The following is an 11,689-nucleotide window of genomic DNA, read 5'->3' as shown; positions in this document are numbered from 1 at the left end:
GCGCGGGGGGTGGGGCGGTTGCGGGGACTGACCGGGCGATCCGGCGAATCGCCGGATCGCCGGGTCTGTCCCCGCTTATGACCTGATCCGCCACACCCCCAGCCGACAGTGGGGTATCCCTCCCGGAGTCCCCCCATGCACCGCCGCGCCTTCCAGCTCTTCTTCTCACCGAGCGACCTGAGCGAGTACCTCCGCTCGCCCTTCGCCACCTGGATGAGCCGCTACGCGCTCGACCACCCGGAGGCACGGCCGGCGGCGGACGCGGGCGACCCGGCGTCCCTGCCCGGCTACGGGGAGCTCCTGAAGCGCCGCGGCTTCGAGCACGAGGCGCGGGTGCTCGAGCGGCTGCGCGGCGAGGGCCGGCAGGTGCTCGCGCTCGAGCCGCACGACCCGAAGGGGCCTGCGCACACGCGCGAGGCGATGCAGGCGGGCTACGAGCTGATCTACCAGGCCCATCTCGAGGCCGCGCCCTTCGCGGGGATCGCGGACTTCCTGGTGCGCGTGCCGGGGGCGTCTCGGCTCGGCGACTTCCACTACACGGTGTGGGACGCGAAGCTGGCGCGCCGGGCGCGGCCTTCGCACTGGCTCCAGCTCTGCTGCTACGCGGACCTCCTGGAGGCGGTCCAGGGCGTGCGGCCGGCGGAGCTCCGGGTCGAGCTAGGCGACGGGAGCCACGAGACGCTGCGCAGCGAGGAGGTGTTCGCCTTCTACCGCGCGCTGCGGGCCTCGTTCGAGGCCTTCCTCGCGGGCTGGACGCCGGACGGCGCGCCGCTCCCCGATCCCGCGGCCGACCACGGGCGCTGGCAGGAGGAGGCGGAGCGGCGGCTCGCGGCGTGCGACCACGTGAGCCTCGTCGCGGGCTGCACGGCGGCGCAGCAGCGGCGGCTCGCGGCGGCCGGGATCGAGACCCTGACGGGGCTCGCGGGCGCGACGCGCGCCCGTGTTCCCGGGATCGACGAGCGCACCTTCGCCCGCCTGCGCGAGCAGGCGCGCCTCCAGCGCGACTCCGCCGCGGCGCCGCCCCCGCCGCGCCACCGCGTGCTCGCGCCCGGCGAGGGGGAGGCCGGGCGTGGCCTGGCGCTCCTGCCTCCGGCCTCGCCCGGCGACGTGGCCTTCGACCTCGAGGGCGACCCGCTCGAGCAGGACGGCCTCGAGTACCTGTGGGGCGTCGTGTACCGGGGCGAGGACGGGATGCCCGCCTACCACGCCTGGTGGGCGCACGACGCAGCCGCCGAGCAGCGCGCCTTCGCGTCGTTCCTCGACTGGCTGGTGGAGCGCCGGCGGCGCTTCCCGGACCTGCGCGTCTACCACTACGGCGGCTACGAGGTCGCGGTGCTGCGGCGCCTCGCCGGGCGCTACGCCGTCCGCGAGGAGGCCCTCGACGAGCTGCTCCGCGGCCAGGTCTTCGTCGACCTCTACGCGCTCGTGCGTCACGGCGTGCGGATCGGGGAGCCGCGCTACTCGCTGAAGAACGTGGAGCGCCTCTACCGGGCGCCGCGCGCGGGCGCCGTCCAGGGCGGGATGGAGTCGGTGGTGGTGTACGACGCCTGGCGCCAGGCCGGCGAGCCGGCCGACCCCGGAGCCTCGCCGCTCCTGCGCCGGATCCGCGACTACAACGAGGAGGACTGCCGCTCGACCTTCGAGCTCGCGGGCTGGCTGCGCGGGCAGGCGGGCGCGGCCGGGATCGGCTTCCAGCCGCTCGGGCGCCGCGAGCAGGACGAGCGGCCCCCGAGCGAGGCGCGCGAGGCGCGCCGCGGGCGCCGCGCGCTGGCCGAGCGGATGCTGGCGCGGATCCCCGCGAGCGAGGCCGAGCGCGCGGCCGACGGGGAGCGCTGGGGCGTCCAGGAGCTCCTGGCGCAGCTCCTCGAGTTCCACCACCGCGAGGCGCGACCCGCGTGGTGGGAGCTCTTCGAGCTGGCCGGGCTGCGCGAGGACGAGCGCTTCGAGCAGCTCGCGTGCCTCGCGGGGCTGCAGCGCACGCCGCGCCCGCCCTTCGCGCTCCAGCAGTCGCTCGGCTTCGAGTACGCCTTCGACCCGGCGCAGGACTCGCGCATCGCCGCCGGCGACGGCGGCCGCCTCGCGCAGTGCCTCGACGCCCAGGTGTCGGTGGCCGAGCTCGACGAGCGCGCGGGCCGCATCGTGCTCAAGATCTCGCCCGACAAGCTCGCGAAGGCGGGGCTCGCGGCGCTGCCAGAGCGGGTCTGCCTGATCCGCTTCGACTACCGCGGCACGGAGGTCATCGAGGAGGCGATCGGCACGCTCGCCGAGCGCTTCCACGCGTCGGGCGACCTGCCGCCCGCGCTCCGCGATCTCCTGCTCCGCCGCCCGCCCCAGATCCGCGGCCACGAGTGTGGCGCCCCGGTCCGCCGCGCCGGCGAGCCGCTCGCCGGCGCCTTCCTGCGTGCGGCCCGCGGCCTCGACGGCTCGCTCCTCTGCGTGCAGGGCCCGCCGGGCTCCGGCAAGACGACCGAGAGCGCGCGCGTGATCCTGGCACTGCTCGACGCGGGCCGCACCGTCGGCATCACCTCGCACAGCCACCGGGCGATCGTGAACCTGATGGAGGCCTGCGCCCGCGAGGCCGGTGGCGCGCTCGCGTGCCTGAAGGTCGGCGGCGACTCCCCCGGCGACGTCCCGCGCTTCGCGGGCGCCCGCCACCTCGCCAGCTCGAGCGGCGTCGCCGCCAGTCTCGCCACGACGCCCCTCGTCGGCGCTACGGCCTGGTGCTTCAGCCGCGCCGATCTCGCCGGCCGGCTCGACTACCTCTTCGTGGACGAGGCCAGCCAGGTCTCGCTCGCGAACCTGGTCGGGATGAGCCGCGCGGCGCGCAACCTGGTGCTGGTCGGCGACCAGCTCCAGCTCTCGCAGCCGACCCGCGGCGTGCACCCCGGCGCGAGCGGGCTCTCGGCGCTCGACTACGCGCTGGCCGGCGAGACGATCGTGCCGGCCGAGCGCGGGCTCTTCCTCGAGCGCACGCACCGGCTGCGCCCGGAGATCTGCGCCTACGTGTCGCAGGCCTTCTACGCGGGCCGCCTCGAGCCCGACGCCGGGAACGCGGGCCGCCGCCTGGGCCCGCCGCCCCCAGCCGCCCGCGCCGGCCGCCTCGCCGCCGTCGGCGGCGGGCTCGTCTTCGTGCCGGTCGCGCACCAGGGCAACACCCAGGGCAGCGACGAGGAGGCGGCGGTGGTGGCCGGGCTCGCCTGCGAGCTCCTCGGCCGGCCCTTCACGGACCACGACGGCCGCACCCGACCGCTCGGGCCGGACGATCTGCTCGTGGTCGCCCCCTACAACCTCCAGGTCCGCAAGCTCGAGGCCGCCCTGCCGGCGGGCGTGCGGGTGGGCACGGTCGACCGCTTCCAGGGGCAGCAGGCTCCCGTCGTGCTGGTCTCGATGTGCGCGAGCGAGGCGCAGCTCTCCGCGCGCGGGATCCGCTTCCTCTTCGACCCGAGCCGGCTCAACGTCGCGGTCTCGCGCGCCCAGTGCCTCGCCGTCGTCGTCGGCGAGCCGCGCCTGGCGACGGCGGCGTGCCGGTCGGTGGACGAGATGAAGCTCGTCGACCGCATGTGCAGGCTGCTCCAGACCGCGCAGCGGTGCTGAGAGGGTTGCCGGGAAGCGCCGCCCGCGATGCGCGCGAGCGCGGGCACGAGGAAGGGCCCGCCTCCGCTTCGACTCCGGGGGCGCCCGTCAGCGCGAGCGGGGCGCCGCCGCGGAGGGCACGGCCGGCCCCAGGCCGCGCCGCGCGCGCGCCGCGGCGATGCGCTCGGCGAGCACGGGCTCGGCCGCCTCGAGGAAGGCCCGGTGCCCCGCCGCGTTCCAGTGCATGTCGCCGCGCGGGAGGTAGAGCTCCTCGCCACGCTGTGCGTGCGCCGCCGCCATCGCCCCGGTCGGGTCGACGCAGACCAGCGCGTGGCGGGCGCAGAACGCCGCTATCCGCCGGTCCGGCGCCCGCAGGTCGAAGGCGCCCGGCACGAGGCCGTAGCGGGCCACGGCGAGCTCCCAGTCGCGCGCGTCGATCTGGAAGCGCTGCGGGAAGACCAGCACCGCGCACGGGATCCCGCGCGCGTCGCACTCCTCGCCGAAGCGCACGAGCACCGCGAAGAGCCGCTCCCAGGCGCGCTCCATCTCGGGCGGCGGCTCGCGCAGGAAGACCCCGAGGCCGTTGATGCCGTCGAAGAGGCGCGGCGTCGGCGCGTCGTTGTACGAGGTGCCGATCGCCTCGCGGCCGCCGCGCAGGAGCTGGACGATGCGGCGATCGGCGAGCCAGGCGCGCAGCGGGGAGGCGGGCCGCGGGCGCCACGCGTCCCGGGGCAGCTCGATCGCCTCCACCTGCGCCGGCGTGATCGGGCCCGGGTGGAGCGCGATCCACGACGAGGCGACGTCGTTGCCGAGCGTCACCCCCATCAGCACGAGATCCGGCGCCCAGCCCCATCCCCAGCGCTCGAGCCACTCGACGCCGCGCGGCGGGCTCTCGATGTTCGCGACCAGCACCTCGGTCGGGCCGAAGCGCTCGCTCGCCCATGCCTCGAGGCGCCGCGAGTAGGTGTCCTCCTGCCCGACGCGATAGCCGGCCGTGAACGAGTCGCCGAGGGAGAGCACGCGCAGCACGCCGGGCGCCGGCGCGGGCGTGGCGTCGTGCTCGTTGCGGAAGCCGTGTGCCTCGTTCGTCCAGGGCACCGTGCCGCCGAAACCGTCGCGCACGCGGCCCGAGAAGCCGGGGATGCCACGGCCGCCGGGGCCGAGCGCGGAGCGATGGGTTGCGTCGTAGTCGAGCTCGGCCTTCGCCTGCTGGCGCTGGTGGTCCAGCCAGGCGTCGAGGACGAGCTCGGCGGCGGCGAGCGAGAGCGCGGTCGAGGCGATCAGGGTCGCGGCGGCGAGGAGGGCCTGTCGGCGTCGGTCTGCACGCGGCACCGTCCCGGCTCCCCCGCGGCGCCTCTGCGCCCGCTCCCCTCGCGGCCCGCAACATAGATCCGCGGGGCCGGGCGCGCCGAAGGGCGAGGGCGGCGCGGCGCTCCGACCTGGGCGACGATGCGCGGTTCGCCTCCGGGGAGCCCCGGCCCAGCGGAGGGCCGCCGGCCCGGGTGGGACGCCGCTTCGCGGGAGGTCCGCATGCGGGGCGCCCTTCCTCCCCCGGAGTTCGAGGAGGGCTTCGTTGCGGCACTCACGGGCGCCGGCGCTCCTGGTCCTCGCCGTGCTCGCCCTCGCCTGCGGCGACGGGAGCGAGCGCCGCTGGACCCTCTTCCCCGCGCCCGTCCTCTGGAAGGACGCTCGCCTCGACCTCACCCGGCGCGTGGCGCCCGAGCACCGGGACACCGACGTCCGCGTCCTGTACGCGACGACCCGGGCGCCGGCGCCCGAGGGTGCTCCCGAGCGCTACTCGCGCCGGCCCGACGAAGCCGTGCGGCTCGGGCTCGCCGAGGTCCAGCTCGGCGAGCCGGGATGGAGCTTCGACGACCTCGTTGCGTCGGACCGGGACAGCGCGCCGGACGCGCTGCGCCCGGCGCGCGTCACCCGCGTGACCGAGTTCGGGGTCCGCGGCGAGGGCGGGACCGCGGAGCAGGCCTTCGTCGCGGCGATCGATCGCCAGGTCGCGTCCTCCCCGAGCGGCGAGGCGGTGATCTACGTGCCGGGCTACCGCGTGACCTTCGAGCAGGTCATGGTGCTGATGGGCGGGTGGGGCCACTACCTCGGCCGCTCCTCGGCGGTGATGGCCTTCAGCTGGCCGACGGGCACTTCCGTCTGGAACTACCTGGTCGACTGCCCGCGGGCGCGCGCCTTCGTGCCCGACATCGCGGATCTCGTCGAGCTGGTCGCGACGCGCAGCCAGGCGCGGCGCCTCAACCTGATCGGGTTCAGCTGCGGGGGGCCGCTCCTGGCCGAGGCGCTCGCCCTGCTGCGCGCGCGCCACCCGGACGAGGATCCCGACGCGCTCCAGCGCCGCTACCGGATCGCCAACGCGATCTTCGTGGCGGCGGACGTGGACCTGCAGACCTTCGCCCGCTCGCACCTGCCGGCGCTGCGCGACCTCTCCCGTCGCACCGAGGTGTATCTATCGGAGAACGACGGAGCGCTCTGGTTCGCGGCGCTCCTGGCGCGGGCGTCGCGGATCGGCCGGCCCCGTTTCGAGGAGCTCGAGCGCGAGGAGCTGGAGACGCTGGCCTCCGACGAGCGGCTGGTCGGGATCGACGTCGCGGGCGTGCCCGGGCCCCACGAGCTCGGCGGCATGCGCGGCCACGGCTACTGGGTCGCGAACCCGTGGATCTCGACCGACGTGCTGCTCTCGATGATCTACCCCTTCGACCCGGCCTGGCGCGGCCTCGAGCACGGCCCGGGCCGCGGGCTCTGGACCTTCCCGGACGACTACCCCGAGCGGGTGGGAGCGGCGGTCTACGAAGCCGCGCCGGAGCTCCGGCGGAGCGACCGGCTCGCGCCCCCTCACTCGTCGTCGCGCTGAAGGGGCTCGACCTCGGGGGGCTTCTTCGGGACCGGTGCGTCCGCGGTGGCGGGGGAGGGCTCGGTGGCGGGCGCGAGCATCGGCTTCGGGCGCACCCCGTGGCGGGCCTCGATCGCGCGGTGGATGCCGAGCGCGAGCTCGCGGTGCACGTCGGTCGAGTCCTTGCGCAGGACGTTCGAGAGCACCACCGCGATGTAGTGCAGCGACCGGCCGTCCTCCTCGCTCTCCACGACGGCGATCGAGTTCATGTAGTTCTTGGTGTTGCCGTGGTACTTGCCGCAGTCGAAGCCGGGCTCGGTGCGGCAGCCGTAGAGCGAGCCGGACTTGAAGTAGACGGCCGAGTCGGCGAGCGCGGGCTGCGAGGCGTAGCGGATCCGCACGTCGGAGAGGTAGAGCAGGCGCTTGATCTGGAGGCTCGACCACGGGTCGACGAGCTTGCCCTGCTCCATCCGCACCAGGTAGGTGAGGAGCCCGCGCGGGGTCGAGGTGCTGCCGCTGGTCGGGATGCGCGCCCGGCCGGTGCGGGTGAAGAGGCTGTTCTGGGAGAGCTGGCCCGGGTCGAGGCCGCTCCCGCGCGCCGCGCGTGCCATCGCGTTCGACAGGATCCCCGCCGCGCCGCTGCCGCGCGCCCAGAACGCGGCCGCCTGGGCCGGCGAGCCGTCGTAGGCGGCGCCGTAGTGCTTCAGCAGGACCAGGTGCGCCATCATCTGGCTCGCCGCCGCGTTCGACGACGCCGAGATCATCCAGTCCATCCAGGTCCACAGGTTCGCCTGGTCGCCGAGCGCGATCGGGCGGCGCAGCACGCGCGGGTCGCCGGGATGCCAGACCGGCACGTCGTGCTTGTCGTTCTGGATGAAGGCGTCGGCGGTGACGACGGTCTCCGCGAGCAGCCGGTTGCGCGCGTGGACGTCCTTCGGATAGAGGTCCGCGAGCGCCTGGAACCAGGCGAGCGCCACCATGATCTTGCCGACGCTGCCCGGGATCTGGGTGAAGCCCCCGTTGTGCTCGGCGAGCAGCGGCCGCTTCGGGTCCGAGAGGTCGAGCACCACGACGCCGTAGCCGCCGGCGTCGCCGCCGAGCAGGCGGCGGATCTCGCCGCTGAAGGCCGGGTCCGGGCGCGGCATCCGGAAGTCGACGCCGACCAGGCGCAGCCGCACCTGCTGCTTCGACCACAGGCCGCCCGGCACGGCGCCGCCCTGCTCGAGCAGCGGGGCGCGCGCGAGGTCGAAGGCGAGCAGCCGCTGGATGCCGGTCTCGTCCCAGGCGTCGACCGGGTACGCGCGCGCGCCCGCCGGTGCGAGCCAGCAGGACAGCGCCAGGATCCACGCCGCGCTCCACTTCATCGGACCCCCCTGCGCTGGCGGTCGCGCCGCTCGGCGGCCTTCTGCGCGGCCTCCTCGGCAGCCACCCGCTCTTCCTCCTGCTTCTTCGCGGCCTCGGCCGCCGGATCCGGCCGGCCCGGCACGCCGCCGATCCACACCGGCTCGTCGTCGCGCCCGCGCGCCTCGGCGTCGAGCTGGGCCAGGTACTGGCTGCGCTGCGCGCGCTTGCTCTCGTTGAAGGGCCGGATCTGGAGCAGCGCCAGCCGCCCGTCCGCGAACGCGAACTCGACGTCGGCCGGGATCGGCTCGCCGGTGGCGGTGCGCATCGTCGCGAGCTTCTCCGGCACCTCGCGCGCGAGCCGCACGAGCTGGCGCACCTCACCGGGCTGGAGCACCCACTCGGTGCCGCTGGCCCGCTCCTCGACGATGCCGCCGCGGGGCGAGAGCACCCGCTTCATCGGCGTGGCCGCCGGCGCGAGCAGCCGGGTCACGCCGCTCGAGGCGTTCACCAGCAGGACCTCCGCGGCCTGGCCGTCGACGGCGCCGCCGACGCCCTCGTTGGTTGCGATCGTGAGCCACTTCCGGCTCCCGTCCTCGACGTCCACCGTCACCAGCACGCCGGACTTCTCGGCCGGGAACGCCTCCTGCACCACGACCGAGGCGAAGAGGTTCTCGGGATCGCTCATGTGGGACTGGCGCCAGGCGAAGGAGCGCTCGCTGAAGGGCGAGGCCCAGACCGTGCGGATGGCCGCGAGGATCGCCTCGTTGCCGACCACGTTCGGCACCGTCTGGTTGAGCCCGGCGCCGGTGAAGCCGGGCAGGTCCTCGACGTTGGTGTCGCTGCGCACGAACACGCCGTAGCGGCCGGGCGCGCCGAACTGCTCGCGCAGCGCCCACTCGACATCGGTCTCGAAGCCCGGCACGAAGGGGGCCTCGGCGATGAAGCGGCGCAGCCGCGCGAGGGTCTCCTCGGCGAGCCGCCGGCCGCGCGCGCTCCCCATACCGGCGCGCTGGATCTCGTCGTAACGGCCCGCGAGCCAGGTCCACGCCGAGGGCCCGCCCTTCTCGATCGGCTCGTCGAGGAAGCGCCGGAAGGCGCCGAAGGGGATCACGAAGCCGTCGGGCACCTGGCGGCCGAAGTGGAAGCGCAGCTCGCCCAGGTTCGCGCCCTTCGGGCCGCACACGCGGCCGGCGTCGAGCGCGCGCAGGTTCGCGAGCGGGATCGGCGTGGTCGTGGCGAGGTCGATCTTCAGCATGTCGGGCTGGAGCAGCGCGTCGCGCGGGGCCTGGCTCTCGACGCCGAAGACGGCGTCCCACTGGCTGCCGTCGGCGGCGAGCCGCACCGCGCCGCCGGGGCTCACGGCCAGCACCGCGCGGGCGCCCGCCTCGTCGCGCAGCCGCGCCACCAGATCCTCGTTCACGAGCACGTTCGGGATGCCGAGGTTGCGCGCCAGGAGCTGGACGTGCGAGACCGAGCTGCCCGCACCGCGCGTCAGGATCCCCGACACCGGAGAGATGTCGGGCGTGGTCTCCGGGAGCAGGTAGATGCCCTTCGGGTCGAGGCGGTCCATGTGCGCGCCGTCGTCGGCGGCGCGCAGCACGCCGCGCGCGAGGCCCGGGTTGAGCGCGCGCAAGCCGCCCCCCACCCGCTCGCCCATCACCTCGTGGATCACGCCGGCCCGCTCGTTGGCGTCGGCGACCATCGTGTCGAGGACGCCGCTGTAGAAGAGCAGGGGGCTCCCGCGCAGGCGGTCGACGGGGTACTGCCGGACGAGCGGCTCGAAGGGCGCCCAGCGCTGGATCTGGCGGCCGAAGCGGAAGTCGAGCCGCAGCCCGCTCCACTCGGGAATCCGCGACAGGTAGAGCACCACCTCGCGGTACTGGCGCAGGGTCGGGTTGCGCGACTCGATGCTCTTCACGGCGGCCTCGGCCTCGGCGAGCTCGCGCGGGCCGAGGACGCCGATGCCGTAGAGCGCCTCGGCGCCGTACGCCATCAGCCACAGCCGGCTGCGCCGCGTCGAGCTCGCGAGCCTGGTGAGCGCCTCCGCGCCGGCGGCGTAGGCCTCGCGCTCGAGCGCGAGGCTCGTCATCAGGGTGCGCAGCGCGACCTCGGGGTCGTCGATCTCCGGGAAGGACTCGCGCAGGAGGCGCAGCAGCTTGGCGGCGGCGGCGAAGCGCCGCCCCATGTTGACCTCGGCCGCGAACTCGTCGCTCTTCTCGCGGAGCTGCTTCGCGACGTCGCCGTGCCCGATGATCGGCGCCAGCGCCAGCACCGCCTTGGCGGCGCCTTCGGGCGCGTAGAGGCGCTCGATCTGCTCGGCCAGCGACTCGTAGTCGCCGCGCATCCCGGCGCGCCCCTGCGCGGCGTACTCGCGCACGCGCAGGGCGTCGTCGCCGTCGGGGAAGCTGTGGATCTTCGCGCGCAGCGAGGCGAAGCCCGGGTCGCGCGCGGCGAGCTGCATGGCGCGTGCGCGCACCTCGGCGGCCGAGGCGGTGTCGAGCGAGAGCGGCAGCAGGCGCACCGACTCGCGCAGCAGGAAGAAGCGGCCGGGATCGCGCCAGCGGCGGTCGGCGAGCATCGCCAGGACGATCTGGCGCGCCGCCTTCTCCTCGTCCTCGATCTGGAAGGCGCCGCGGTAGCCGTAGGCGCCGCGGAAGATCCAGCCGTCGTCGAAGCCGACGAGGAAGCGCTCGAGCAGGATCTGGGTCCAGGCGTCGAGGTCGGCATCCGGCCCGACGAAGCGCTGCGGCTCGAGCGCCACCAGGACGTTTGCGACGGCGTAGCCGTTCGCGCGCATCGCCCGCGCCTGCGGGTTCCAGTCGCCGTGCTGGACGCCCATGTTCTCGCCGCCGCAGCCGGCGCGCGCCGGGCGGATCCGCCCGTCGTGGCAGAACCAGCGGATCAGCTCGAAGGGACCGCGCTCGGATTCCTTGAAGCCGACGATCCAGCTGCGAAGCGTGTCCGGCGGCGGGAGCGGCTGCGCGGCGGCGGACCCGGCCGCGAGCAGGACCAGGGACACGAGCAGGGCGGCGCGGCCTCGGTGTCGCATGGCGCGGATCCTCGTGGGAGCGTCGGTTTGCGCGATCGCCGTGCCCTCATTCGCCGGCGGCGAGAGGCCGCCCGCCGGCCGGCCTCTCGACGACGTTGAACTGCTCGGAGAGGTTGAAGAGCTTGGTCGGGGTCCACCCGGGCAGCTCGGAGGCGCGCCGGAACTGCACCGTCACGGCCCCCGTGGCGTCCAGGATCCACGGATCGTGCGGATCCTCGAACCAGAGCGTCACCATGTGGTTCGCGTCGTCCTTGTTGCGGCGCACGATGCCCCGGTAGATCTGCTCGGGCGGGAAGCCGAACTCGCGCAGGAGCTGGAAGGCGATCAGGTCGAGGCCGTCGCAGTCGTCGCCGTTGTTCGCGAGCAGCTCGCCGACCGTCGGCCAGCGGTCGTAGACCGGGTCGTTGTTGCCCGGGTCGAACTTGTAGTGCTTGCGGGCGATGCGCTGGGTCCAGTCGGTGATGCGCCGGGCGAGCTCGCGGCGCTCGCTGTCACGGAAGGCGGCCATCGAGAAGAGGAGCTGGCCCGAGAACTCGGCGCTTCGCAGGCTGCGCTCGGTCTTCGGCAGCCGCGTGCCCTCGGCGCGGGCCCGGCCCTGCCACTCCTCGACCTTCGCGTACCAGAGGTCGTCCCCGCCGTTGAGCCCGCCCTGGGAGAACCAGTCGAACTGCCGGGCGCCCCCACCGCCCGAGGGCGAGGAGGCGCAGCCGAAGGCCACGACGAGGATCCCGGCGGAGGCGAGGAGCAGCGGAAGGCGCATGGCCGCCGAGGATAACCGGCCCTGCCGGCTCCAAAAGGAGCGGCGCCGGAGCGGGCGTCCCCGAAAGCAGACGCCGGGAGGACCCGGACGGGCCCCCCCGGCGCCGTGG

6 protein-coding genes are annotated in these 11,689 nt (G+C 75.0%); 2 read left to right on the top strand and 4 right to left on the bottom strand.

The genetic code is table 11. From position 1 onward, the window contains the following. Positions 1-135: 135 nt before the first annotated feature. Positions 136-3,594, top strand: coding sequence for a TM0106 family RecB-like putative nuclease (locus tag OZ948_18160; protein ID MEB2346655.1), 3,459 nt, complete (start codon positions 136-138; stop codon positions 3,592-3,594). Between the two features lie 87 nt (positions 3,595-3,681). On the opposite strand, the gene OZ948_18155 is transcribed toward OZ948_18160, so the two are convergent. Next, a complete protein-coding gene (locus OZ948_18155; protein ID MEB2346654.1) occupies positions 3,682-4,905 on the bottom strand; it encodes a hypothetical protein in 1,224 nt (407 codons plus the stop codon). A 241-nt stretch (positions 4,906-5,146) separates the two neighbouring features. On the opposite strand from OZ948_18155, the gene OZ948_18150 reads away from it, so the two are divergent. After that, entirely contained in the window at positions 5,147-6,448 is a 1,302-nt protein-coding gene (locus tag OZ948_18150) for an alpha/beta hydrolase (protein ID MEB2346653.1), read from the top strand. Here the strand turns inward: OZ948_18150 and OZ948_18145 are convergent. Genes OZ948_18145 through OZ948_18135 form a run of 3 tightly spaced genes read right to left on the bottom strand, consistent with a single transcriptional unit; the run spans position 6,430 to position 11,580 of the window. Beyond that, positions 6,430-7,791 (bottom strand): hypothetical protein, encoded by a 1,362-nt coding sequence (locus OZ948_18145; GenBank protein MEB2346652.1) that lies wholly within the window; start codon positions 7,789-7,791, stop codon positions 6,430-6,432. The two genes, OZ948_18150 and OZ948_18145, sit on opposite strands and share 19 nt — an antisense overlap. Further along, positions 7,788-10,820 carry a phosphoenolpyruvate synthase gene (locus OZ948_18140; protein MEB2346651.1) on the bottom strand — a complete coding sequence of 1,011 codons (3,033 nt, stop codon included), beginning with the start codon at positions 10,818-10,820 and terminating at the stop codon, positions 7,788-7,790. Before OZ948_18140 ends, OZ948_18145 begins: the two co-directional genes overlap by 4 nt. 46 nt (positions 10,821-10,866) lie before the next feature. After that, complete coding sequence (locus OZ948_18135; GenBank protein MEB2346650.1) at positions 10,867-11,580, bottom strand: hypothetical protein; 714 nt, start codon at positions 11,578-11,580, stop codon at positions 10,867-10,869. Positions 11,581-11,689: the final 109 nt, after the last annotated feature.

It is taken from the genome of Deltaproteobacteria bacterium (assembly GCA_035063765.1).
In the GTDB taxonomy this organism is placed as follows: Bacteria; Myxococcota_A; UBA9160; order UBA9160; family PR03; genus CAADGG01.
The sequence above is the reverse complement of the archived record's forward strand: the minus strand, read 5'-3'. Positions and strand labels throughout refer to the sequence as shown.

Excerpts from the sequence above, each read along its gene's own strand:
- OZ948_18135 (MEB2346650.1), bottom strand. The coding sequence starts at position 11,580 with ATGCGCCTTCCGCTGCTCCTCGCCTCCGCCGGGATCCTCGTCGTGGCC.
- OZ948_18140 (MEB2346651.1), bottom strand. The coding sequence starts at position 10,820 with ATGCGACACCGAGGCCGCGCCGCCCTGCTCGTGTCCCTGGTCCTGCTC.
- OZ948_18145 (MEB2346652.1), bottom strand. The coding sequence starts at position 7,791 with ATGAAGTGGAGCGCGGCGTGGATCCTGGCGCTGTCCTGCTGGCTCGCA.
- OZ948_18160 (MEB2346655.1), top strand. The coding sequence starts at position 136 with ATGCACCGCCGCGCCTTCCAGCTCTTCTTCTCACCGAGCGACCTGAGC.